Genomic DNA, 24,465 nt, shown 5'->3' with positions numbered 1-24,465 from the left:
GATGGAAGTTTTGATGATTATAGGAATAATCCTAGCCGTCGCCTTGATTGTCCTGGTTCTCATCCAACCTCGCCAAAGCCAACTCTTTTCCATGGATGCGACCAGCAATATCGGAAAACCAGGATACTGGCAGAACAACCGATTGGTAAAAATTGTAACCCTCTTGCTCAGTATAGCACTGTTTGTATTGCTCCTTATTTTTATGATAGTGACCTATCAGTAAGGATGCAGTTCCATTCGCAGATGAGGAATACTAAACACGAAAAAAAGATCCAAGCAAATCGGAGGATAAAATGGAAGAACTAATGAATGAAAAAATTATCGAAATCGTGCATCAAGCCAACGATATGATTCCAGTAGAGTGGGATGATTTGTATATTGTAATTGAAATGGACAAAACATGTAGTGGAGAAGTTTATTTTTATTTTAAATATAAGAATGAATATCACTATTATTTATACATTCCTAGAGATTTTGGTGTAGATAAATTCGAAATTTATAGTCAAACAGATCGATTGTTTGAGAAGTCGCAAGAATTAAAAAAAGTATTTGTTGAGAACGACTTGGCAGATTGGTATATTTGTATTATTCACTTAGATGAAAATAATAAATTATCAGTAGACTTCGATTATGCCCCATGGTTGGAAAGTGGTTATGGTCCAAGTGCTCGAATGGACTTGTTTGAATATAAATATCTCGGCAAGCAACCAGCTAATGAAAAAGAACTAGAACAGTTCAAGGCTATGGAAGCCTTCCAAAGAGAACATAATGGGAAATAGTTTGTTTGATAAAAGACCACCATTTAGGTGGTCTTTTGTGGTTTATCAAACGCTGGTCCATAAGGTTTATGGTATACTGGGATTGTAGAGCCAGCAAACTTTAAGAGGAGAATCAAATGAAATACGATAAAATTAAAATTGCACAGGAAATTGCAAGGGCTGTAGGGGGAGTTCCTCAAGCCTATACATTTAGAAATCACGATAACAAATTAGATTTATTCATTGGAGAGAATTGTCCGGATGATTATTTAACAACTGCAGCAACAATCGGTTTATCAGAATATACCATTTATCGTCGAATAAATGGTAAGCCTTTAAGAGTTGAAATCATTGGAGCAGCTGATGCGGAGCTGGAATATTTTCCAAATATTATAGCAGACTGTGGTTTTAATATTGTGAGGGGAGAGTACAGCATCTCTCCAGGTGCAGTCTATCCAAATATTATTAGAAATTACTATCCCAATGCGAAAGTAAATCATATATTCTTCACTCAGCCTTTCTTGTGGGATTTAGAATCTTTTGATTTTGATGAAGAGTATGTTACGTGGTTACAAGCTATCCCGATTACAGAAGCTGAGCTTCAATTTATAGAAAAGCATGGAGCCGAAGTGGGAGCACAGAAGTTAGAGGAATTGTTTGAAGAACATCAGATAGATGTTTATGATTTTATGAGACCTTCTGTAGTGTAATAAATTTTTTATCTTCGTCTAGGGGGTCGGAGGGGAGTTTTTCCTATTTTTAACCTCATCAATATCAGTTGTGAGTCCAACCTCGCTCCCAGTTGACATGCGACCTTCGTAATTGGAAATAAGGCACGAAATTGGAGAAAAGACCACCTTAATGGTGGTCTTTTCTGGTTTATCAAACGTTGGTCTATAGGTTTTATGGTATACTAGGTTTGTAGAGCCAGCAAACTTTAGTGACAACTTTACAAAAAGTGGTGCCCGTGTCCACAATGCATCTGATGATGTCGCTCGAGGCATGAAAGAAGCGGCAGAACAAGTCGGCAAGAAAGCAAGTAAAGAATTCCGCCAAGAAGCCAGCGAGCAGTTGGCTAAGCATAGTGATGATGTAGCGAGTACTTCTAAAGGAATTTCAAAAGAAGAATATAATTCTCTTCGCAAGAAAACACCAAGTCAAGAGATACGCGATCATGTCAATAATATTGATGGAGAAAAATTTGATCCAATTTATGGTTATCCAGTTGAAACCCTCGAAGCAGACCATATTGTCTCTATGAAAGAAATTACCGAAATGGATGGATTTGCTCCTCTATCTGATGTTGATAAGGTAGAGGTTTTGAATCTTGAGGATAATTTTATGGGATTAGGTAAACCTACCAATAGTTCCAAAGGGTCTAAAACTTGGAGTGATTGGCAGGGGCATTCCAAATTAGGAGATATTCCGGCTGAGATAAGAGAAAAAATGATAGCTTTGGAGCGTGAAGCTAGAACGAAGCTACAAAATGAAATTTTCAGGAGGTTGAAAAATGACGGAAGTGCTTGATACAAAAGTAGAGAAGAATGGTTTGATCTTTTACGGGACATTCTCTGAAGGTCTTTTTGAGGAATGGCTCAAAGTTGTGAATGTACTGCCCTCGAAGGAACGAATACAAGATGGCCTGCTAATACAAATCGGTTTCAACATATATAAACTTGTTCAATTGAACATGGACCAATTTAGGATAGTGTCAGTCAACTATGAAACAACCCCTTTTAAAGAGTTTACTGATGATTTGACCTTGGCTCTTTGGATTCAGTCTGAACAAAGCACACTAGCTAAAGAGCTTAATATTGAAGCTTCTGAAATCAGATTTGATGAGAAAATAGTGTTGGCCAAAGGTGTCTTTGAGTGCGAACATTACTATTTGCAGAGACAAGACACTGATCGAAAAGGTGATTCGGGCTGGTTTATTGGCTATCAAAATCAAGATACAGATGATTTTGTTGCTATGTATGCTTTTGAAATATTGAAAAAGAATCCAAAACTAATAAAATCTTTGATTCTACCAGTGGACTACCTAGTAGTAGTTAATGGTGGAGATATTCAAGCGATTCTGAATGAGCAAGATGAGGAAGTTTTTTCTGCTTCGTAAAGCTACCCGACTTATTTGGGAGGGAAAGCAACCTATTTTAGATTTTCTATGAATGAGGGGAATAGCATCTAATAGTTTTGTCTATAAACTGAAAAAGGAGGAAAACATGCTAGAAAACTTTATTAAAGTGTCAGACATGCCCCAAGAAGTGATTGAAAAGTATAAGGGTCAAGTTCCAGCGGAGTTGCTACAAATTTGGCAGGAAGATGGTCTGGGAACCTTTTTAGATGGTTATCTAAAAGTCATCAATCCAGATGATTATCTAGAGCTTCTCCAAAATAGCTATTTCAGAGGAGACATTGCTTTTCCAATGTTTGTGACGGCATTTGGAGATATTATTACTTGGGAAAAGAATGCCTACGTGGGAATTGTCCAATATAATATTCAGGATATGGATATTATTTGTAAGGGTCTGGATTTATTCATTCGATTTTTAGATAATTCATATGTGACTGATAACTTTGAACTTAATTTATATAGGCAAGCTGTTGCCAAACATGCTCAATTAGCCTACGATGAGTGTTTCGGTTTCGTTCCACTTTTGGCATTAGGAGGCTTTAAAGATGTAGACCACATGGATAAGGTAAAAGTCTTGGAGCACATTTACCTCATGTACCAACTTACAGGTGGTGTGATGGACGACTAGGAGTTGCTATTTCTTTATTGAGAATAGTACGAGAGGAAGAACTTCCCTTCCAAATGCAAAACAAAAGAACCTCAGAGGAATTCTCTGAGGTTCTTTGCGTTTTAGTTTCCATATTTTTGGTAAAAATCGACCTTAACCTGGATAAAGGTTTCGGCTTCGCGTAGTAGTTGCAGGAGGGTAGCACGGGTTTCAAACTCCTCACGTGTTTTAGGGAGACTCCGATTGCGGAAGACTTGCAGATAGCGTTCGATGTCATCAAGTAGGTCATGAGCAGGATTGGTCTGACTTAGCTGGGCAGCAATCTTAGAAAAGAGCTGGGCCAAGATCAAACTCTCACTTGCGGCCAGATGACAGGTATTGATCTGCTGGGCCATATTTCGCAGGATGCGACTTTGTCGCTGTCTCATCTCAAAGTAATGGATGTGGTAGTCCGTCTGGTGAAAGAGATGATCCGAGTGATCCAGGTAGACCAGTTTAAGAGCTTCATCGAGGAGCTTGTCTAATTGGTCAACGAGTTGGGCTTGATTGCGTCCGTCTCCTCTTGACAGATAGTATTTAAAGCGAAGCAGGATGTCTTTTAACTTTTCCTCGACCTGAAGGTGGTAGCTTTGGATGGCTTTCTCACGAGAGGGCATATAAAGGTTGACCAATAGAGCAAAGCTTGTCCCGATGAGAAAGAGGAGCACTTCATTAAGCAAGAGCTCTGGAGAGGTAGACTCCTGTACCAAGAGATGGCTGACCAAGACACTGCTAGGGGTGATGCCGATTTCCCAGCCCATTTTGTAAGTAAGAGGTACATAGAGAGCCAGATAGAGGCCCAGGCTCCAGATGTGAAAACCTGTCAGCTGAAAGGCTAGAACACCGATAGCCAGCGCTAGGAGCATGGAAAAGAGGCGGTTACGTGCTAATTTCAGCGTGCTTCTGCGTGTGTCGGAGAGGCTTAAGAGAGCGATGATTCCAGCTGAAACTGCTGATGATAAATCTAAAAAATAAGCGAGTAAACAAGCGAGACAGGTCGCTAAGACCAGTTTGGTCGTGCGTTGAGTGAGAGACATGAAAATTTCCTAAACTAATAGAATCAAGTGTTTAACGAGGAGTCAGAGACTAGGGGCGAAGTTTTCGGTTTGTAGCATACTCGGCAACCGCTGTAAAGAGGACATCTGTTGAAGAGTTCAGGGCTGTTTCGCAGGAATCTTGCACGACTCCGATCACAAAACCGACTCCGACAACCTGCATAGCCAAGTCGTTGGAAATCCCAAAGAGGCTACAAGCTACAGGAATGAGGAGAAGGGATCCCCCAGCGATTCCAGAGGCCCCGCAGGCAGAAATGGCAGCCACGACACTGAGCACAAATGCTGTCCCAAAGTCTACCGAGATTCCGAGTGTGTTGACAGCAGCCAGGGTCAGGACATTTATGGTAACTGCAGCGCCAGCCATATTGATGGTCGAACCAAGCGGGATGGAGACAGAGTAGGTGTCAGGATTCAGTCCCAAGTCTTGGCAGAGTTTCATATTGACAGGGATATTGGCGGCAGAGCTACGAGTGAAAAAGGCTGTAATACCACTGACACGTAGACATTTCAAAACAAGGGGATAGGGATTTTTCCTCATAAAGAGAAAGGCGATGAGCGGGTTGATGATGAGAGCAACAAAGGCCATAGTAGCAATCAAAAGTCCTAGGAGGACACCGTAGTTAGCCAAACTAGCAATGCCCTTGTCAGAGATGGTCTTGAAAACCAAGCCTAAAATCCCAAAGGGAGCTAGGTTGATAATCCATTCTACGATTTTAGAGGTGACATCCGCCATGGTTTTCAGTAATTCTTTACTGTGTTTACTTGCCTCTCTCATAGCCAAGCCAAAGATAACTGCCCAAGAGAGAATCCCGATATAGTTGGCTTCAACAATGGCATTCAAGGGATTGTCCACCAGTTTGAGTAGTAGATTGCTGAGGACTTGACCAATACCGTCAGGAGCAGCAACTTCTGTATTTGCGTTGGTCAGGGTGATTTGTACAGGCAGTAAGAAACTAGCTAGAACGGCTACCAATGCAGCAGCAAAGGTTCCGAGCAAGTATAGGAAAATAACCGTCTTCATATTGGTGTTTTGTCCCTTTTGGTGTTGGGAAAGGGCATTGGCAACAAGGGCAAAAACCAAAATAGGAGCGATGGCTTTCAGTCCACCTACAAAGAGATCTCCAAGCAGGCCAATTCCTGTAAGGTTTGGAAAGAGCATTCCTAATGTAGCTCCCAAGATCATTCCAATAAGGATTCGTTTGATGAGGCTTGCCTTGGTCCAGGCTCTAATGATTCGTTTCATAGCAGTCTCCTTCAAATGTATTGTTTATAATTATAGTATAAATATGCTATATAGGCAAGTGATATTTTGAAAATAGGGCCGATAATTGAATAATTATGAAAGAAAAGAGAAGGGCGATTTTATGGTATAATAGGGAAAAGGAGTTTTATATGCAAGATTTTTTTCAACGCTATTTTGATAAACTTGATTTAACAACCATATTAGAGAATCTCTTGACCAAGGTGATTTCTCTTTTGATTTTGTTTTTACTATTTTATATAGCTAAAAAGATGCTTCATGCAACTGTACGAAAGATTGTCAAGCCCTCGCTTAAATTTTCCAATCGAGATGCAGGAAGACAAAAGACTATCTCCCGTTTGCTGGAGAATGTCTTTAACTACATTCTTTATTTCTTTCTGCTCTACTGTATCCTGTCTATTTTAGGTTTGCCAGTTTCTAGCCTCCTTGCTGGTGCGGGGATTGCCGGGGTGGCCATTGGTATGGGGGCGCAAGGCTTTCTATCCGATGTCATCAATGGCTTTTTCATCCTCTTTGAACGCCAGCTTGATGTGGGCGATGAAGTGGTTCTCACAAATGGACCGATTACCGTTTCTGGAAAGGTCGTTAGCGTAGGGATCCGTACAACTCAACTGCGAGGTGACGATCAAGCCCTTCACTTTGTTCCAAATCGTAATATCACCGTCGTCAGCAATCTATCTCGTACTGAATAGGCCGGCTATTTTAGCAGATTTGTGGTACAATAGAAGGAGTTTGGTAAAGGAGAGAGTATGCTATTTGTAGAGAAAAAATTAGGTCACGATTGTACGTGGATAGACCTTGATGTAGACAAGATTAAAAACATGGAAGACCTTTCGGATGTCTATGGATTGGACAAGGAAACCATCGAGTATGCTCTGGATAGAAATGAGCGTGCCCACATGGACTATCACCGTGAAACGGGAACGGTAACCTTCATTTATAATGTTCTTGACTTAGAAAAAGACAAAGAATATTATGAAGCGATTCCGATGACCTTTATCGTTGAAAAACAACGGCTGATCACAATTAGCAACCACAAGAATAGTTATGTGATTAAACGAATGGCATCCTACCTTGAAAGCCATGAAGTTGTTTCAATCTACAAATTTCTTTTTGCCAGTTTAGAGATTATTAGCAATGCTTATTATCCAGTGATTGAAGAGATGGATAAAGGTAAGGATGAAATCAGTGCACTTCTTCGTCAAAAAACAACTAAAAAAAATCTTTTTGCTCTCTCTGACTTGGAAACTGGTATGGTTTACCTGACTGCTGCTGCCAAACAAAATCGTCTCCTCTTGGAACATATCCAAGGACATGCCCTTTATCGCAGTTTTAACGAAGTTGAGAGAGAACAGTTTGACGATGCCATGATTGAAGCGCATCAGTTGGTTTCGATGACAGACTTGATTTCTCAAGTTTTGCAACAACTCTCAGCCTCTTACAACAACATCCTAAATAATAATCTAAATGATAATTTGACAACTTTGACAATTATCTCAGTCTTACTAGCTATCCTTGCGGTTATTACAGGATTCTTCGGAATGAATGTTCCCTTACCGTTTGCAAATGAACCAAATGCTTGGATTTATATTTTGCTAGCTAGTCTCATTTTATGGGTAGTCTTAGCCCAATATTTAAAGAATATTGCTAGAAATTAAAAAGAAAAGGAGCCAGAATGGCGATTGAAAATTACATGCCAGATTTTGCTGTGGAAGCAGTTTATGATCTGACAGTCCCAAGTCTGCAGGCGCAGGGGATCAAGGCTGTTTTGGTCGATTTGGACAATACCCTCATTGCTTGGAACAACCCTGATGGGACGCCAGAGATGAAGCAATGGCTACATGACCTTCGTGATGCAGGTATTCGCATCATTGTTGTTTCAAATAATACCAAAAAACGGGTACAACGCGCAGTTGAGAAGTTTGGGATTGATTACGTTTATTGGGCCTTGAAGCCTTTCACTTTTGGGATTGACCGTGCCATGAAGGAATTCCACTATGAGAAAAATGAAGTGGTCATGGTCGGCGACCAACTTATGACGGATATACGAGCAGCTCACCGTGCAGGTATTCGCTCGATCTTGGTCAAGCCCTTGGTCCAACATGACTCTATCAAAACGCAGATTAACCGAGTTCGCGAGCGCCGTGTCATGCGAAAAATCACTGAAAAGTACGGACCGATTACATATAAAAAAGGAATCTAACTATGGAAGAAATTCTCTGTATTGGTTGTGGAGCAGCCATTCAGACGACAGACAAGGCTGGACTTGGCTTTACCCCCCAGTCGGCACTTGAAAAAGGTTTGGAGACTGGCGAAGTCTATTGCCAACGTTGTTTCCGTCTCCGTCACTACAATGAAATCACGGATGTCCAGTTGACAGACGATGATTTTCTCAAACTCTTGCACGAGGTGGGAGACAGTGATGCCTTGGTGGTCAATGTCATTGATATCTTTGACTTTAATGGCTCTGTCATCCCAGGCTTACCACGTTTTGTATCGGGCAATGATGTCCTCTTGGTGGGAAATAAAAAAGATATCCTGCCCAAGTCAGTTAAGCCAAGCAAGATTAGTCAGTGGCTCATGGAACGTGCCCACGAAGAAGGGCTTCGTCCAGTAGATGTTGTCCTGACTTCAGCCCAAAACAAGCATGCCATCAAAGAAGTCATTGATAAGATTGAGCATTATCGTAAGGGCCGCGATGTCTACGTAGTTGGGGTAACCAACGTTGGAAAGTCAACCCTCATCAATTCCATTATTCAAGAAATAACGGGTGATCAGAATGTCATTACGACTTCACGCTTTCCAGGGACAACCTTGGACAAGATTGAGATCCCGCTTGACGACGGGTCTTATATCTACGATACACCGGGGATTATCCACCGCCACCAGATGGCCCACTACTTGACGGCTAAAAACCTCAAGTATGTCAGCCCTAAAAAGGAAATCAAGCCAAAAACCTATCAGCTTAACCCTGAACAAACCCTGTTTCTAGGTGGTCTCGGACGCTTTGACTTCATATCAGGAGAAAAGCAAGGATTCACAGCCTTCTTTGACAATGAACTCAAACTCCACCGTACCAAGCTAGAAGGCGCTAGTGCCTTTTATGACAAGCATCTGGGAACTCTTCTCACACCACCAAATAGCAAAGAAAAAGAAGATTTTCCAAAACTAGTCCAACATGTATTTACCATCAAGGACAAGACAGACCTAGTCATCTCAGGACTCGGCTGGATCCGCGTAACAGGCACCGCCAAAGTCGCCGTCTGGGCACCAGAAGGCGTCGCCGTCGTCACACGCAAAGCAATCATTTAAACACAGAAAGGAAAGAGTTGTCTGGATTAGGGCGAGCTCTGCGAGCCCATAACGAATACTTTTCGCCGTGGTGTCAGTTGGTACAAGGAGTTGTACCAACTGCGGAAAATTTGAGACCTTAGGCTCAAATTTTAGTCATGAAAGTCCGAAGGACTTTGCTGACGTCCGTCACCACTTCAGAAAAGTATTAAAAGAAACTCTTTTTAAGAAATTATGTCATTAACATCAAAACAACGTGCCTTCCTCAACAGCCAGGCACACACCCTCAAACCCATCATCCAAATCGGGAAAAATGGTCTCAACGACCAAATCAAAACCAGCGTCCGTCAAGCTCTTGACGCTCGCGAATTGATTAAAGTTACGCTCTTGCAAAACACAGATGAAAACATCCACGAAGTAGCTGAAATCTTGGAAGAAGAAATCGGTGTGGATACGGTCCAAAAAATCGGACGCATCTTGATTTTGTATAAACAATCTAGCAAGAAAGAAAATCGCAAGATTTCCAAGAAAGTCAAAGAAATCTAAAACCTACTCCAAACAACTGTTTATACAGAGAATTAAAGGAAGACGAGCCTATGGCAATCGAATTATTGACTCCCTTTACCAAGGTAGAGTTGGAGCCAGAAATCAAGGAGAAAAAACGCAAACAAGTCGGGATTTTAGGCGGAAATTTTAACCCTGTTCACAATGCCCATCTTGTTGTGGCGGACCAAGTACGACAACAGTTGGGACTAGATCAGGTCCTGCTTATGCCCGAATACCAACCACCTCATGTAGATAAAAAGGAAACCATTCCCGAGCACCATCGGCTCAAGATGCTTGAGTTGGCGATTGAGGGGATTGAAGGTCTGGACATTGAAACCATTGAGTTAGAGCGTAAGGGCATTTCCTACACCTACGACACCATGAAGATTTTGACAGAGCAACATCCAGATACGGATTATTACTTCATTATCGGGGCTGATATGGTGGACTATCTGCCTAAGTGGTACCGAATTGATGAGCTGGTCGACATGGTTCAGTTTGTAGGGGTTCAGCGTCCACGCTACAAGGCAGGGACTTCCTATCCAGTTATCTGGGTGGATGTGCCTCTCATGGACATCTCGTCCAGCATGGTGCGTGACTTCATTGCCCAAGGTCGGAAACCTAACTTTCTCCTACCTCAGCCAGTGCTAGACTACATCGAGAAGGAGGGGCTTTACTGATGGCATACCAAGACTATATCAACTGCTCCCGCGAGGCTTTGTTGAAAAAAATGGCAGAGCTTCTGCCTGAAAAACGCTTAACCCATTGTCTGGGTGTAGAGCGTGCAGCCATAGAACTTGCGAAACGATTTGGAGTCGATGCCGAGAAAGCTGGTCTAGCAGGCCTTCTTCATGATTATGCTAAAAAGCTGTCAGATCAGGAATTTCTAGACTTGATTGACCATTATCAGCTAGACCCTGACCTCAAAAACTGGGGCAATAATGTCTGGCATGGCATGGTTGGTATCTACAAGATTCAGGAAGATTTGGATTTGCATGATTCAGAAATCCTGCGAGCTATTGAAATCCATACAGTCGGTGCTGGTCAGATGACAGACCTAGACAAGGTTGTCTACGTTGCAGATTATATCGAGCATAACCGCGCCTTTCCAGGTGTGGATGTGGCGCGTGAAATTGCTGAGCTATCGCTCAATAAGGCAGTGGCCTACGAAACAGCTCGTACCGTGGAGCATCTAGCTCATCAGGGATTACCCATCTATCCCCAAACCCTTGAAACCTATAACGCCTTTGTGCACTATTTGAAAGAGGACTAAATGAACGAAAAAGAATTACTAGAACTAGTCGTGAAAGCGGCTGATGAGAAACGTGCGGAGGATATCCTCGCACTTGATGTACAAGATTTGACCAGCGTGACGGACTACTTTGTCATCACGAGCTCAATGAATAGCCGCCAGTTGGATGCTATCGCTGACAATATCCGTGAAAAAGTAGCCGAAGCTGGTGTTAAAGGCAGCCATGTCGAAGGCGATGCAGCTGGAGGCTGGGTTTTGCTAGACCTCGGTGGTGTCGTTGTGCATATCTTCTCAGAAGAAATGCGTGCCCATTATAACTTAGAAAAACTATGGCATGAGGCGAGCTCAATAGACATTTCAGAAGCCTTAGCATAGGATATGAACTCAGTTGCAGTCAACTGGGTTTCTTTGCTTATTTTAAAAGAAATTGATGGAAAGGTGAGGGCGACGTGTTTGGTTGATCTTGAAACTGAACACGAGCTAAAAGCTGCGAGAAAAAGAGTAACTTCCTTTGTATCTGATGATACAGCAGAAAGTTTCCTATTTTCTCTTAGTCTTTAACGCTCTTTGTATCTTAGAAAGGATTTGAACCCGTCCTGTAATCGTCGGAAAATAGATAGCCTTCCTTGGAGCTCGGCTCCATCGTCAAGCTCCTAATTTTCATTCCGATTACGGGCGGACTTGGTATCATGATTATGGCAACTTATGAAACCTTTGCGGCTGTTTATGATGCGGTCATGGATGACAGTTTATACGATAAATGGACGGATTTTTCCCTCCGTCATTTGCCAAAGACCAAGGAGAGAAAGAAACTCTTGGAATTGGCTTGTGGAACAGGTATCCAGTCTGTCCGCTTTTCTCAAGCTGGTTTTGATGTGACAGGACTTGACTTGAGCGCTGATATGCTGAAGATTGCGGAGAAAAGAGCTACTTCAGCCAAGCAAAAGATTGATTTTATCGAAGGTAATATGCTGGATTTATCCAAGGCTGGTAAGTACGACTTTGTTACGTGTTACTCGGACTCTATCTGCTACATGCAGGATGAGGTGGAGGTAGGGGACGTATTTAAAGAAGTGTATAATGCCCTCAATGAAGACGGAGTATTCATCTTTGATGTGCATTCGACCTACCAGACAGATGAGGTTTTTCCAGGCTATTCCTACCATGAAAATGCGGAAGATTTTGCCATGCTTTGGGATACCTATGAGGACGAAGCTCCTCACTCCATCGTGCATGAGTTGACTTTCTTTATCAAGGAGGCTGACGGTTCCTTTAGTCGTCACGATGAAGTGCATGAGGAGCGGACCTATGAAGTTTTGACCTATGATATTTTGCTGGAGCAGGCTGGTTTCAAGTCTTTCAAACTCTATGCGGACTTTGAGGACAAGGAGCCAACAGAAACCAGCACCCGTTGGTTTTTTGTCGCGCAGAAGTAGGAGAACATCATGACCATCACAGGTATTATCGCAGAGTTCAATCCTTTTCATAATGGGCACAAATACTTGCTTGAGCAGGCGGAGGGACTGAAAATCGTTGCCATGTCTGGGAATTTCATGCAGCGTGGAGAACCTGCTATCGTAGACAAGTGGACACGGGCTCAGATGGCGCTGGAAAATGGAGCAGATCTGGTAGTGGAATTGCCCTTTTTAGTCAGTGTTCAGGCGGCAGATTTCTTTGGCCAAGGAGCTGTGGATATCTTGGCTCGCTTGGGCATTGATACCCTCGCTTTCGGGACGGAGGAAGTTCTGGATTATCAGAAAATTGCTGACCTATACACGGAGCAAGGCACTGAGATGGAGAAATTTGTGGAAAATCTGCCTGATTCCCTTTCCTATCCTCAGAAAACCCAAGCCATGTGGAAGGAATTTGCAGGTCTTGATTTTTCAGGCAATACACCCAATCATGTTCTAGCTTTGGCCTATGCCAAGGGGGTTGCGGGACGTAGAATCAAACTCCATCCGATTCAGCGTCAGGGGGCTGGTTATCATTCTGTGGACAAGGAAGTGGACTTTGCCTCAGCAACAGCCCTCCGTCAGCATCAATCAGACCAAGATTTCTTAGAACGCTTTATGCCTTCTCTTGACCTCTTTGAGTTGGCGTGTAGGGTGAGTTGGGATGACTATTTTACCTTGCTCCGCTATCAAATCTTGTCAAATCCAGACCTAACCACCATCTATCAGGTCAATCAAGAAATGGCTGTGCGTATCAAGGAAGCTATCAAAACAGCCCAGTCTGTTGACGAATTGGTCGAGGCGGTTGCGACAAAGCGTTATACCAAGGCGCGTGTACGACGACTCTTGACCTATATCTTGGTGCAGGCCAGAGAAAGCGACTTGCCAGAAGGCATCCATGTCCTTGGCTTTACTGAAAAAGGCAGACAACACCTCAAGTCTCTGAAAGGCCAGGTCCATCTAGTCAGTCGAATTGGCAAAGAACCTTGGGATGCTATGACTCAAAAGGCAGACCAGATTTACCAACTAGGACACCCAAGTATAGCAGAACAGAATTTTGGCAGGGTTCCGATTAGAATAGAAACAAACTAAGTCTACTGAAAGGTAGGCTTTTTTAGAATATTTTCGAATAAATAGATAGAAAAGAAAAATCTTGTACAAGTTCCTGACAATTTCTTTCTTTTTGTGTATAATAGTGGAAAAGAGGTAAAACGAGGTATGGTTATGGAAGCAGTTCTTTATTCAACATTCCGAAATCATTTAAAGGACTACATGAAGAAGGTAAATGATGAATTTGAGCCTTTGACGGTGGTCAATAAAAATCCAGATGAGGATATTGTAGTCCTTTCAAAGAGCGAGTGGGATAGTATTCAGGAAACCCTGAGAATCGCTCAAAATAAGGAACTTTCTGACAAGGTCTTGCGAGGAATGGCTCAAGTTCGTGCTGGAAGCACTCAGGTGCATGTGATTGAGGAGTGAGGAATGCTGCTCAAATTTACAGAAGATGCCTGGGCGGATTATTGCTATTGGCAAAACCAAGATAAGAAAACATTAAAAAGGATCAATAAATTAATCAAGGATATTCAACGCGATCCTTTTGTAGGAATGGGGAAACCAGAACCACTCAAGTATGACTATCAAGGAGCTTGGTCGCGGCGCATTGATGCAGAAAATCGCTTGATTTATATAATAGATGGAGATAGCGTGGCTTTCTTGTCCTTCAAAGATCATTACTAAGTCTACTGAAAGGTAGGCTTTTTTGCTTCGTTTTTCGTGGAAATTTAAATTTTTAAAGATTCTTAATTTTACTTGAAAATCTAAGGGATTTCTTCAAAAATTCACACAAAACTCTTCAATTTGGGTTTGTGAAAATCGGTTTTTTGTGATAGAATATTAAGGAATGTATGTCATTCGATAAACAAATTTAATGAGGTAAAAACATGGAAATCATGACACTTGCGATTGTTGTTTTTGCCGTCATCATTGGTTTAGTCATTGGATATGTCAGCATCTCAGCTAAGATGAAATCATCTCAAGAGGCTGCAGAGTTGATGCTTCTAAATGCTGAACAAGAAGCAACTAATTTACGAGGACAAGCTGAGCGCGAAGCGGATTTATTGCTAAATGAAGCCAAGAGCGAAAGCAAGTCTCTTAAAAAAGAAGCACTATTGGAGGCCAAAGAGGAAGCCAGAAAATACCGTGAAGAAGTGGACGCTGAATTTAAGTCAGAACGTCAGGAACTCAAGCAAATCGAAAGTCGTTTGACGGAGAGAGCTACGAGCCTTGACCGCAAAGACGACAATTTGACGAACAAAGAAAAAACACTTGAACAAAAAGAACAAAGTATTTCTGATAGAGCAAAAAACCTTGATGCACGTGAAGAGCAATTAGAGGAAGTCGAAAGACAAAAAGAAGCTGAACTTGAACGTATCGGTTCCCTTTCCCAAACTGAGGCTCGAGATATTATCTTGGCTCAGACAGAGGAAAACTTAACCAAGGAAATTGCTAGCCGCATTCGTGAGGCAGAGCAAGAAGTGAAGGAACGTTCAGACAAGATCGCGAAAGATATCTTGGTTCAGGCTATGCAGCGTATCGCTGGTGAGTATGTAGCGGAGTCAACAAACTCTACAGTTCACTTACCAGACGATACCATGAAGGGGCGCATTATCGGTCGTGAAGGACGCAATATTCGTACCTTTGAAAGTTTGACAGGGGTAGATGTCATCATTGACGACACGCCAGAAGTAGTAACCTTGTCAGGATTTGATCCGATTCGTCGTGAAATTGCTCGTATGACCATGGAAATGTTGCTCAAGGATGGCCGTATCCACCCAGCTCGTATCGAGGAGTTGGTGGAGAAAAACCGTCAGGAGATTGACAATAAAATCCGTGAATATGGTGAGGCTGCTGCTTACGAGATTGGTGCGCCAAACCTTCATCCAGACTTGATGAAGATCATGGGACGCTTGCAGTTCCGTACTTCATATGGACAAAATGTCTTGCGTCATTCGATTGAAGTTGCTAAGTTATCTGGTATCATCGCGAGTGAACTTGGTGAAAATGCAGCTCTTGCCCGTCGTGCTGGATTCCTTCATGACATCGGAAAAGCTATTGACCGCGAGGTTGAAGGTAGCCACGTTGAGATTGGTACGGAGTTGGCTCGTAAGTACAAGGAACACCCAGTTGTGGTGAATACCATTGCTAGCCACCACGGCGATGTCGAAGCCGAAAGCGTCATTGCAGTGATCGTTGCTGCAGCAGATGCCTTGAGTGCAGCGCGTCCAGGTGCTCGTAGCGAGTCTCTTGAAAGCTACATCAAGCGTCTCCATGATTTGGAAGAAATCGCAAATGGCTTTGAAGGAGTGCAAAATAGCTTTGCCCTTCAAGCAGGGCGTGAAATCCGTATCATGGTTAATCCAGGACAAATCAAAGACGACAAAGTCACAATCTTGGCTCACAAAGTTCGTGAGAAAATTGAAAACAATCTCGATTACCCAGGAAATATCAAGGTAACCGTGATTCGCGAACTTCGTGCAGTAGATTATGCTAAATAAATAAGAAAGAGCAGTTGAAAAATTACTGCTTTTTTGTTACACTAGATAGAAAGACTGTAGAAGGATAACTGACACTATCATCAGTATCCGAGAGAAATTTTACTTTATTTCACAGACTAACTAAAGGAGACATAATGGCAGACCGAGGCTTGCTAATCGTTTTTTCTGGTCCTTCAGGAGTTGGGAAAGGAACGGTTAGAAGAGAGATTTTTGAGAGTTCTGAGAATCAATTTCAATACTCTGTATCGATGACGACGCGTGCGCAACGTCCTGGTGAAGTGGATGGAGTGGACTATTTCTTCCGTACTCGTGAAGAGTTTGAAGAGCTGATCCGTCAAGGTCAGATGTTGGAATATGCAGAATATGTCGGTAACTACTATGGAACTCCTCTGACCTATGTCAATGAAACTCTGGACAAGGGAATCGATGTCTTTCTTGAGATTGAAGTCCAAGGAGCCCTTCAGGTTAAGAAAAAGGTTCCAGATGCTGTCTTTATCTTTCTAACGCCACCAGATTTGGATGAATTGCAAGATCGTTTGGTAGGTCGTGGAACAGATAGCGCTGAAGTGATTGCCCAACGAATCGAAAAAGCCAAGGAAGAAATTGCCCTCATGCGTGAGTATGATTATGCCATTGTCAACGATCAGGTGCCCCTCGCTGCTGAACGTGTCAAGCGTGTGATCGAAGCAGAACACTTCCGTGTGGACCGTGTCATTGGTCACTACCAGGAGATGTTGCCAAAATCTCCAACTACTCGATAAACTATAGGAAACAGGTACAAGCAAATGATGTTAAAACCCTCTATTGATACCTTGCTGGACAAGGTACCATCAAAATATTCACTCGTAATCTTGGAAGCAAAACGCGCCCACGAACTAGAAGCAGGAGCGCCAGCAACTCAAGAGTTTAAGTCTGAAAAATCAACTCTTCGTGCTTTGGAAGAAATCGAGTCTGGAAATGTAACCATTCACCCAGATCCAGAAGGAAAACGTGAAGCGGTTCGTCTCCGTATCGAAGAAGAAAAACGCCGCAAAGAAGAAGAAGAAAAGAAAATCAAAGAGCAAATCGCTAAAGAAAAAGAAGATGGTGAAAAAATTTAAGGTTGGGGGGACTCAATCTTATTTTTTCTATTGCAAGAATGTACTGACAAGGAGGAGGTGAGAAGATGGCAATCGCAAAGATTATTGTGGATGTTCCCCTTATGCAGACGGACCAGCCCTATAGTTATAAGGTCCCTGAGGAATTTGTAGAGATGCTGGAAGTCGGTATGCGGGTTCATGTCCCCTTCGGAAAGGGTAATCGTTTGATACAAGGGATTGTGCTTGGCCTGGAGTCCCAGTCGGATGAAGAGATGGAAGGTCAGGACTTGAAGGAGATTGCAGAGGTGCTAGATTTTTCTCCTGTCTTGACTCAGGAGCAACTCTGGTTGGCTGAGGAGTTACGCAAGTCCGTCTTTTCTTATAAAATCTCCATTCTAAAAGCTATGCTTCCAGGATTTCTGAATTCTAGCTATGACAAGATTCTCTATCCTCTGGAAGGTCTGAGTCAGGCAGACAAAGAGCGCTTGTTTGGTTCAGAAGATTCGCTAGTCTTTTCTTCTTTAGACCTTGCTAAGCAAGCTGAGATGATGCGCTTGACTAGGAAAGGTCTGCTCCGCTTAGAATACCAGGCAGTCGATCAAAAGAAGGTCAAGACCCAGTCTTGGTATGAGGTTGATGCTACTCAGCTAGAGCGGATTGAGATTTCTGCGCGTGCTAAGAAAAAGGCAGAGCTGAGAGATTATCTGCTGTCTCATCCTGAAAGTGCTCCTCTGGCTAGCTTGTTAGAATCCTACTCACGGGAGCAAGTCAACTTTTTTGTGGAGCAAGGAGCTTTAACTCTAGTCCAAAAGGAAGTGCAACGTTCAGCTGCTTATTTTGAAGGCATTGAAGCAAGTACACCTTTGGAGCTGAACCCAGAGCAAAGACAAGCTCGCGATGCGGTTGTCAGTGCTATTGGTAGTCAACAGCCTCCATTCCTCCTTCAAGGGATTACAGGAAGTGGGAAAACGGAGGTTTACTTGCAGATTATCCAAGGAGCCTTGGATAAGGGTAAGACGGCTATTTTGCTGGTGCCTGAGATTTCTCTGACGCCACAAATGACGGAGCGTTTTATTGCTCGATTTGGTGAGAAAGTAGCCATTCTTCACTCAGGCCTGTCCAATGGTGAAAAGTACGACGAATGGCGCAAGGTTGAGCGTGGCGATGCCCAAGTTGTTGTTGGCGCTCGATCAGCTATCTTTGCTCCTTTGAAAAATCTAGGTGTTATAATTATCGACGAAGAGCATGAAGCTAGCTACAAACAAGACAGCAATCCCCGTTATCATGCTAGAGAGGTCGCCATTCTACGGGCCCAGTACAATCAAGCAGCCCTAGTCCTTGGCTCAGCGACACCGAGCTTAGAGAGCCGTGCGCGTGCTGGAAAAGGTGTCTATCAACACTTACGTCTGACCCAACGGGCCAATCCTTTAGCCACTATTCCTGAAGTTCAAGTGATTGACTTTCGGGACTATATCGGGCAGAATGAGACATCAAACTTTACGCCTCCTTTGCTAGAGGCCATTCGAGACCGTTTGGATAAAAAAGAACAGGCAGTCCTCATGCTCAACCGTCGGGGTTATTCTAGTTTTGTTATGTGTCGGGAGTGTGGAACGGTAGATAGCTGTCCCAACTGTGATATTTCTCTGACTCTCCACATGGATACCAAGACCATGAACTGCCATTACTGTGGATTTTCAAAGGGGATTCCTCATGTCTGTCCCAACTGTCAAAGCCGCAGTATTCGTTACTACGGGACGGGGACTCAGAAAGCTTACGATGAACTGGCAGAACTCTTTCCTCAGGCTCGCATTCTGCGGATGGATGTGGATACGACCCGCAAGAAAGGCAGTCACCAAGCTCTTCTTGACCAGTTTGGCCAAGGTGAAGCAGATATCTTGCTGGGAACTCAGATGATTGCTAAGGGCTTGGATTTTCCCAATGTGACCTTGGTCGGAGTGCTCAATGCGGATACGGCCTTGAATCTGCCTGATTTCCGTTCTTCCGAGAGAACCTTCCAACTCTTAACTCAGGTGGCAGGCCGTGCAGGCCGTGCGGAAAAAGCTGGGCAGGTCTTGATCCAGTCTTACAATCCGGAGCACTATGCCATTCGATTTGCCAAAGACCAAGACTATGAAGGTTTTTATGCCTATGAAATGAGTATCAGACGCCAACTCGGCTATCCGCCTTATTATTTCACTATTGGGATTACCCTCTCTCACAAGAAAGAAGAAGAGGTCGTCAAACGTGCCTATGAAGTCATGGGAATTTTGCGATCAGGTTTATCGGAAACTAGTAAAATCCTTGGACCAACGCCAAAACCAATCGCCCGTACCCACAACCTTTATCATTACCAGATTTTGATTAAATACCGTTTAGAAGATGAGCTGGGTCCAACCCTCAATCAGGTCTTGGCCTTGACTCAAGAACGTGAAAATAGCGAGCTTCGTCTCAGCATTGACCACGAACCGCAGCAATTTTTATAAGAAGGAGAAGAAATGACAAAACTAATCTTTATGGGGACACCTGATTTTTCAGCGACAGTTTTGAAGGGGTTGTTATCAGACAACCGTTACGAGATTCTGGCTGTTGTGACCCAGCCAGACCGCGCTGTTGGCCGTAAAAAAGTGATCCAAGAAACCCCAGTCAAGCAGGCCGCCAAAGAAGCAGGTCTTCCTATCTACCAACCTGAAAAATTATCTGGAAGTCCAGAGATGGAAGACATTATGAAGCTAGGAGCTGATGGGATTATCACTGCTGCTTTTGGGCAATTTCTCCCAAGTAAACTCCTTGATAGCATGGACTTTGCGGTCAATGTTCACGCTTCCCTTCTTCCCAAACACCGTGGTGGAGCTCCCATTCATTATGCCCTGATTCAAGGGGATGAGGAAGCTGGTGTGACCATCATGGAAATGGTTAAAGAAATGGATGCAGGTGATATGATTTCCCGTCGTAGCATTCCTATCACAGACGAGGACAATGTCGGCACCTTGTTTGAAAAATTGGCAATCGTTGGTCGCGATTTGCTTTTGGATACGCTACCTGGCTACCTAGCAGGAGAAATCCAACCTGAACTACAAGATCCTAGTCAAGTCACTTTCTCGCCAAATATCAAGCCAGAGGAAGAGAAACTGGATTGGACTAAAACCAATCGCCAACTCTTTAACCAAATCAGAGGGATGAATCCATGGCCTGTTGCCCATACTTTTCTTAAAGGAGACCGCTTTAAGATTTATGAAGCCCTACCAGTAGAAGGTCAGGGAAATCCAGGTGAGATCCTCTCTATTGGCAAAAAGGAATTGATTGTCGCAACGGCTGAAGGAGCTCTATCTCTCAAGCAAGTGCAGCCAGCTGGGAAGCCTAAGATGGACATTGCTTCCTTCCTCAACGGAGTTGGACGGACATTGACTGTAGGAGAACGATTTGGTGACTAAAGTAGAAACGGCTAGAAGTCTAGCTCTAGCAGTATTAGAGGATGTTTTTATCAACCAAGCATACTCCAATATTGCCTTAAACAAACACCTCAAGTGCAGTCACCTCTCAGCAACAGATAAGGGGTTGGTGACAGAGATTGTCTACGGTACGGTAGCCCGAAAACTGACTCTGGAATGGTACCTGTCCCACTTTATCGAAGACCGGGATAAGCTAGATAACTGGCTCTATATCCTGCTCCTTCTGAGCGCTTACCAACTTCGGTATCTGGATAAGATTCCTAATCACGCTGTTGTTAATGAAGCAGTGGAACTAGCCAAAGCGCGTAAAAAAGGCAGTGAAAAATTAGTCAACGCCGTCCTTCGTCGTATCTTGCGAGAAGGCTGGCCAGACATTGACAGTATCAAACGCAAAAACAAGCGTGATTCCATTGCCTATTCTCTCCCAGTTTGGCTCGTGTCTAAACTCAAGGAAGAATACGGTGAAGAGAGAGCACAAGCCATCTTTAAAAGTCTCTTGGTGCGCAACAAAGCTAGCATCCGGGTGACCAACTTGAGCCGAAAAGAGGAAATCAAAGCTTTGTTAGAGGCGACCAATTCCCCTTTAGCGGCCACTGGTCTGGTCAAGGAGCAAGGCCACTTTGCAGGACATGATTTGTTCGCAGAAGGGGCTATAACCATCCAAGACGAGTCCAGTCAACTGGTTGCTCCGACTCTTGATCTACAAGGCGATGAGCAGGTCCTGGATGCCTGTGCCGCTCCGGGTGGAAAAACAGCTCATATAGCTTCTTATCTCGCTACAGGTCAGGTAACTGCTCTGGACTTGTATGACCATAAGTTGGACTTGATCCAAGAAAATGCGGAGCGTTTAGGTGTGGCAGAACGAGTGCAAACGCAAAAATTGGATGCCAGAAAGGTTCATGAGTTTTTCGGTCGGGATTCTTTTGATAAGATTTTGGTAGATGCTCCCTGTTCTGGGATTGGACTTTTACGTCGCAAACCAGACATCAAATACAATAAAGAAACAGCAGATTTCACGTCCTTACAGGAAATTCAGCTGGAAATATTAGGTAGTGTTTGTCAAACACTACGTAAAGGTGGTATAATAACGTATAGTACCTGTACTATTGTCTCTGAGGAGAACTTTCAAGTTGTTGAAGCATTTTTAGAAAGTCATCCCGAGTTCGAGCAGGTTAAACTAGAACACGAATGTAAAGATATCCTGAAAGATGGCTGCATCCTGATTACTCCTGAATTGTATGGAAGTGATGGATTCTTTATCAGCCAATTTCGCAAGATATCAGAATAGGAAGGAACTGACACAATGGAAATAGCATTATTAACAGATGTTGGTCAGAAACGGACAAATAATCAGGACTATGTCAATCACTTTGTCAACCGAGCAGGACGCACTATGATCATCTTGGCTGACGGGATGGGAGGACACCGTGCAGGAAATATCGCTAGTGAGATGGCGGTAACAGACCTTGGTGTGGCTTGGGTGGATACTCAAATTGACTCAGTCAATGAAGTTCGTGAGTGGTTTGCCCACTACCTGGAGATTGAAAATCAAAAAATTCATCAACTAGGTCAGGACGAAGCCTACAGAGGTATGGGAACAACGCTAGAAGCTGTTGCGTTTATTGACAACCAAGCCATCTATGCTCACATTGGAGATTCTCGTATCGGTTTGATTCGTGGAGAAGAATACCACCAGTTGACAAGTGACCATTCTTTGGTCAATGAATTGCTCAAGGCTGGTCAATTGACTCCAGAAGAAGCAGAAACTCACCCTCAAAAGAATATCATCACCCAGTCTATCGGACAAAAAGATGAAATCCAGCCAGATTTTGGGATGATTACACTGGAGTCAGGAGATTATCTCTTGCTCAATAGTGATGGTTTGACCAATATGATTTCGGCAAGCGAGATTTATGATATCGTAACCAGTGATATTTCCCTAGCAGACAAGGCGACAACCCTCATTCGCTTCGCTAACAATGCAGGAGGTTTAGACAACATTACGGTTGCCCTTGTTTACATGAACGAGGAGGCAGCAGAATGATCCAAATCGGCAAGATTTTTGCCGGGCGGTATCGGATTGTCAAGCAGATTGGTCGAGGAGGCATGGCAGATGTTTACTTGGCCAAGGATTTGATCCTAGACGGGGAAGAAGTGGCAGTGAAGGTCCTGAGGACTAACTACCAGACAGACCCAATTGCTGTGGCACGTTTCCAACGTGAAGCGAGAGCCATGGCGGATCTGGACCATCCTCATATCGTTCGGATAACAGATATTGGTGAGGAAGATGGTCAACAGTACCTGGCTATGGAATACGTAGCAGGCCTTGACCTCAAGCGTTATATCAAAGAACACTATCCTCTTTCAAATGAAGAAGCAGTTCGGATTATGGGGCAAATCCTCTTGGCCATGCGCTTAGCCCATACTCGAGGAATCGTTCACCGGGATTTGAAACCTCAAAATATCCTCTTGACACCTGACGGCACAGCTAAGGTCACGGACTTTGGGATTGCCGTAGCCTTTGCAGAGACCAGTCTGACCCAGACAAACTCAATGTTAGGCTCTGTTCATTATTTGTCACCTGAGCAAGCGCGTGGTTCTAAAGCGACCTTCCAGAGTGATATCTATGCAATGGGGATTATCTTCTATGAAATGCTGACGGGACATATCCCTTATGATGGGGATAGCGCGGTTACGATTGCCCTCCAGCATTTCCAGAAGCCACTTCCGTCCGTCATAGCTGAAAACCCATCTGTCCCTCAGGCTTTAGAAAATGTTGTCATCAAGGCAACTGCTAAGAAGCTATCAGACCGTTATCAGTCTGTTTCTGAAATGTATGTGGACTTGTCAACTAGCTTGTCTTATAATCGTCGCAATGAACCGAAACTGGTCTTTGACGATGCGAGTAAGGCAGACACTAAGACTTTACCTAAAGTCCCACAAAGTACACTAACATCGATTCCTAAAGCTCCGGCGCAAGAAGAACGCCCTCAGCTAAAGAAACCAACTCAACCAGTGGCAGAACCGGCTCCAGCGCCAAAACCAGCCAAGAAACGGAAGTTTAAGGCTCGCTATATGATTCTTTTGGCCAGTCTTCTATTGGTTGCAGCCTCTTTGGTCTGGATTTTGTCAAGAACACCTGCAACGATTCCCATTCCTGATGTGGCTGGACAAACCGTTGCCGAGGCTAAGGAAGCTCTTAAAAAATCCAAGTTTGAAGCTGGTGAAGAAAAGTCAGAAGCTAGCGATACAGTAGCAGAAGGACGTGTTATTCGAACGGATCCAGAAGCTGGTAGTGGCCGAAAAGAAGGAACCAAGGTCAATTTGATTGTTTCTTCTGGTAAGCAATCCTTCCAATTGAGCAATTATGTCGGACGTAAGTATACGGAAGTTGTAGCTGAACTCAAGGAGAAGAAGGTTCCTGAAAATCTAATCAAGATGGAAGAGGAAGAATCCAATGAAAGCGAACCTGGAATCGTCATCAGACAGACCCCTGCTTCGGGTTCGACTTATGATCTCTCAAAAGCCACTACGATTACCTTAACAGTGGCTAAGAAGGTGACTAGTGTCAGCATGCCGAACTACATCGGTTCAAGTCTCGAGTTTACAAAGAATAACTTGACTCAGATTGTCGGTGTGAAGGAAGCGAATATTGAGGTTGTAGAAGTATCGACTGCTCCTGAAGGAACGGCAGAAGGAACTGTTGTAAGTCAAACGCCAAGAGCAGGAGAACAGGTTGATCTTGCAAGTACGCGTATCAAACTTTCCATCTACAAACCAAAAACACCACCGTCAACTTCATCCTCTAATCCTGCCCAACGTGGGAACCAGGGTTCTCCTACAAGTCCAAACCAGGGGAACCAACAAGGAAATCAACAAGGTAACACTCCTTCTAGCAGTTCATCCAATAGTGAAGGAACTCACGAAAGTTCTCGAGATTAAACGAATCTTTGTCATGATTTCATGACAAAGATTTTTTTTAACAAGAT

The 24,465-nt window shown here is 43.5% G+C and carries 28 protein-coding genes; 26 read left to right on the top strand and 2 right to left on the bottom strand.

Going from position 1 to position 24,465, the window contains the following annotated elements; translation table 11 throughout:
• The first annotated feature begins 1 nt into the window (after window position 1).
• The 6 genes from asp5 (at window position 2) to GMD3S_RS0205595 (ending at window position 3,520) form a co-directional block, all read left to right on the top strand.
• A complete protein-coding gene (gene asp5, locus GMD3S_RS0205620) occupies window positions 2-223 on the top strand; it encodes an accessory Sec system protein Asp5 (RefSeq protein WP_000453436.1) in 222 nt (73 codons plus the stop codon).
• A gap of 70 nt (window positions 224-293) precedes the next feature.
• Window positions 294-779, top strand: coding sequence for an immunity protein YezG family protein (locus GMD3S_RS0205615; RefSeq protein ID WP_000391898.1), 486 nt, complete (start codon window positions 294-296; stop codon window positions 777-779).
• Window positions 780-895: 116 nt separating this feature from the next.
• Entirely contained in the window at window positions 896-1,468 is a 573-nt protein-coding gene (locus GMD3S_RS10725) for a suppressor of fused domain protein (RefSeq protein ID WP_000872725.1), read from the top strand.
• A 292-nt stretch (window positions 1,469-1,760) separates the two neighbouring features.
• The gene (locus tag GMD3S_RS0205605; protein ID WP_000656481.1) at window positions 1,761-2,285 is read left to right on the top strand and encodes a hypothetical protein; all 525 of its coding nucleotides are present in this window, start codon (window positions 1,761-1,763) and stop codon (window positions 2,283-2,285) included.
• On the top strand, window positions 2,269-2,874 hold the full coding sequence (locus tag GMD3S_RS0205600) for an immunity protein Imm33 domain-containing protein (protein ID WP_000141226.1): 606 nt from the start codon (window positions 2,269-2,271) through the stop codon (window positions 2,872-2,874). The genes GMD3S_RS0205605 and GMD3S_RS0205600 overlap by 17 nt, the downstream gene beginning before the upstream one ends.
• A 106-nt stretch (window positions 2,875-2,980) precedes the next feature.
• The gene (locus tag GMD3S_RS0205595; protein WP_000892206.1) at window positions 2,981-3,520 is read left to right on the top strand and encodes a T6SS immunity protein Tdi1 domain-containing protein; all 540 of its coding nucleotides are present in this window, start codon (window positions 2,981-2,983) and stop codon (window positions 3,518-3,520) included.
• A gap of 101 nt (window positions 3,521-3,621) precedes the next feature.
• On the opposite strand, the gene GMD3S_RS0205590 is transcribed toward GMD3S_RS0205595, so the two are convergent.
• Together GMD3S_RS0205590 and sstT are read right to left on the bottom strand one after the other, a co-directional pair.
• The gene (locus GMD3S_RS0205590; protein ID WP_000060064.1) at window positions 3,622-4,575 is read right to left on the bottom strand and encodes an aromatic acid exporter family protein; all 954 of its coding nucleotides are present in this window, start codon (window positions 4,573-4,575) and stop codon (window positions 3,622-3,624) included.
• A 49-nt stretch (window positions 4,576-4,624) separates the two neighbouring features.
• Window positions 4,625-5,836: a serine/threonine transporter SstT gene (gene sstT / locus GMD3S_RS0205585; protein WP_000821325.1), complete on the bottom strand. Its 1,212-nt coding sequence runs from the start codon at window positions 5,834-5,836 to the stop codon at window positions 4,625-4,627.
• A 149-nt stretch (window positions 5,837-5,985) separates the two neighbouring features.
• Between sstT and GMD3S_RS0205580 the strand changes: the two genes are divergently transcribed.
• From GMD3S_RS0205580 to pknB, 20 genes are all read left to right on the top strand, one after another.
• Window positions 5,986-6,546 carry a mechanosensitive ion channel family protein gene (locus tag GMD3S_RS0205580; protein ID WP_001150569.1) on the top strand — a complete coding sequence of 187 codons (561 nt, stop codon included), beginning with the start codon at window positions 5,986-5,988 and terminating at the stop codon, window positions 6,544-6,546.
• A 57-nt stretch (window positions 6,547-6,603) separates the two neighbouring features.
• The gene (locus GMD3S_RS0205575; RefSeq protein WP_000899712.1) at window positions 6,604-7,512 is read left to right on the top strand and encodes a magnesium transporter CorA family protein; all 909 of its coding nucleotides are present in this window, start codon (window positions 6,604-6,606) and stop codon (window positions 7,510-7,512) included.
• A gap of 17 nt (window positions 7,513-7,529) precedes the next feature.
• Window positions 7,530-8,057, top strand: a complete 528-nt coding sequence (locus GMD3S_RS0205570) for a YqeG family HAD IIIA-type phosphatase (RefSeq protein ID WP_000963745.1) — start codon at window positions 7,530-7,532, stop codon at window positions 8,055-8,057.
• Window positions 8,058-8,059: 2 nt separating this feature from the next.
• Complete coding sequence (yqeH, locus tag GMD3S_RS0205565; protein WP_000391169.1) at window positions 8,060-9,166, top strand: ribosome biogenesis GTPase YqeH; 1,107 nt, start codon at window positions 8,060-8,062, stop codon at window positions 9,164-9,166.
• 213 nt (window positions 9,167-9,379) lie between these two features.
• Window positions 9,380-9,691 carry a ribosome assembly RNA-binding protein YhbY gene (yhbY, locus tag GMD3S_RS0205560; protein ID WP_000060171.1) on the top strand — a complete coding sequence of 104 codons (312 nt, stop codon included), beginning with the start codon at window positions 9,380-9,382 and terminating at the stop codon, window positions 9,689-9,691.
• 50 nt (window positions 9,692-9,741) lie between these two features.
• Window positions 9,742-10,371, top strand: coding sequence for a nicotinate-nucleotide adenylyltransferase (locus GMD3S_RS0205555; RefSeq protein ID WP_000963715.1), 630 nt, complete (start codon window positions 9,742-9,744; stop codon window positions 10,369-10,371).
• Window positions 10,371-10,964, top strand: a complete 594-nt coding sequence (yqeK, locus tag GMD3S_RS0205550; RefSeq protein WP_000331237.1) for a bis(5'-nucleosyl)-tetraphosphatase (symmetrical) YqeK — start codon at window positions 10,371-10,373, stop codon at window positions 10,962-10,964. Before GMD3S_RS0205555 ends, yqeK begins: the two co-directional genes overlap by 1 nt.
• Entirely contained in the window at window positions 10,965-11,318 is a 354-nt protein-coding gene (rsfS, locus tag GMD3S_RS0205545) for a ribosome silencing factor (RefSeq protein ID WP_001003013.1), read from the top strand.
• Between the two features lie 320 nt (window positions 11,319-11,638).
• On the top strand, window positions 11,639-12,379 hold the full coding sequence (locus GMD3S_RS0205535; protein WP_008279438.1) for a class I SAM-dependent DNA methyltransferase: 741 nt from the start codon (window positions 11,639-11,641) through the stop codon (window positions 12,377-12,379).
• A gap of 9 nt (window positions 12,380-12,388) precedes the next feature.
• Window positions 12,389-13,486 carry a nucleotidyltransferase gene (locus GMD3S_RS0205530; protein ID WP_000156373.1) on the top strand — a complete coding sequence of 366 codons (1,098 nt, stop codon included), beginning with the start codon at window positions 12,389-12,391 and terminating at the stop codon, window positions 13,484-13,486.
• 132 nt (window positions 13,487-13,618) lie between these two features.
• The gene (locus GMD3S_RS0205525; RefSeq protein ID WP_000388572.1) at window positions 13,619-13,873 is read left to right on the top strand and encodes a type II toxin-antitoxin system Phd/YefM family antitoxin; all 255 of its coding nucleotides are present in this window, start codon (window positions 13,619-13,621) and stop codon (window positions 13,871-13,873) included.
• 3 nt (window positions 13,874-13,876) lie between these two features.
• Window positions 13,877-14,131, top strand: coding sequence for a Txe/YoeB family addiction module toxin (locus GMD3S_RS0205520; protein ID WP_000924722.1), 255 nt, complete (start codon window positions 13,877-13,879; stop codon window positions 14,129-14,131).
• A gap of 203 nt (window positions 14,132-14,334) precedes the next feature.
• Window positions 14,335-15,948, top strand: a complete 1,614-nt coding sequence (locus GMD3S_RS0205515) for a ribonuclease Y (RefSeq protein WP_000404967.1) — start codon at window positions 14,335-14,337, stop codon at window positions 15,946-15,948.
• A gap of 134 nt (window positions 15,949-16,082) precedes the next feature.
• On the top strand, window positions 16,083-16,709 hold the full coding sequence (gene gmk, locus GMD3S_RS0205510) for a guanylate kinase (RefSeq protein ID WP_000775041.1): 627 nt from the start codon (window positions 16,083-16,085) through the stop codon (window positions 16,707-16,709).
• A 24-nt stretch (window positions 16,710-16,733) separates the two neighbouring features.
• On the top strand, window positions 16,734-17,048 hold the full coding sequence (rpoZ, locus tag GMD3S_RS0205505; RefSeq protein WP_002874282.1) for a DNA-directed RNA polymerase subunit omega: 315 nt from the start codon (window positions 16,734-16,736) through the stop codon (window positions 17,046-17,048).
• 65 nt (window positions 17,049-17,113) lie between these two features.
• Complete coding sequence (locus tag GMD3S_RS0205500) at window positions 17,114-19,510, top strand: primosomal protein N' (protein WP_000951902.1); 2,397 nt, start codon at window positions 17,114-17,116, stop codon at window positions 19,508-19,510.
• A 12-nt stretch (window positions 19,511-19,522) separates the two neighbouring features.
• Window positions 19,523-20,458: a methionyl-tRNA formyltransferase gene (fmt, locus tag GMD3S_RS0205495; protein WP_000163668.1), complete on the top strand. Its 936-nt coding sequence runs from the start codon at window positions 19,523-19,525 to the stop codon at window positions 20,456-20,458.
• Window positions 20,451-21,764, top strand: a complete 1,314-nt coding sequence (rsmB, locus tag GMD3S_RS0205490) for a 16S rRNA (cytosine(967)-C(5))-methyltransferase RsmB (RefSeq protein WP_008289038.1) — start codon at window positions 20,451-20,453, stop codon at window positions 21,762-21,764. Before fmt ends, rsmB begins: the two co-directional genes overlap by 8 nt.
• A 15-nt stretch (window positions 21,765-21,779) precedes the next feature.
• Window positions 21,780-22,520: a Stp1/IreP family PP2C-type Ser/Thr phosphatase gene (locus GMD3S_RS0205485; protein WP_000401528.1), complete on the top strand. Its 741-nt coding sequence runs from the start codon at window positions 21,780-21,782 to the stop codon at window positions 22,518-22,520.
• Window positions 22,517-24,418, top strand: a complete 1,902-nt coding sequence (gene pknB, locus GMD3S_RS0205480) for a Stk1 family PASTA domain-containing Ser/Thr kinase (protein WP_000614522.1) — start codon at window positions 22,517-22,519, stop codon at window positions 24,416-24,418. Before GMD3S_RS0205485 ends, pknB begins: the two co-directional genes overlap by 4 nt.
• Window positions 24,419-24,465 lie beyond the last annotated feature (47 nt).

Origin of the sequence: Streptococcus sp. GMD3S (genome assembly GCF_000298695.2) — a bacterium.
Classification (GTDB): domain Bacteria; phylum Bacillota; class Bacilli; order Lactobacillales; family Streptococcaceae; genus Streptococcus.
Note: the sequence above shows the minus strand (reverse complement) of the source record. Positions and strands in the feature narration are given on the sequence as shown.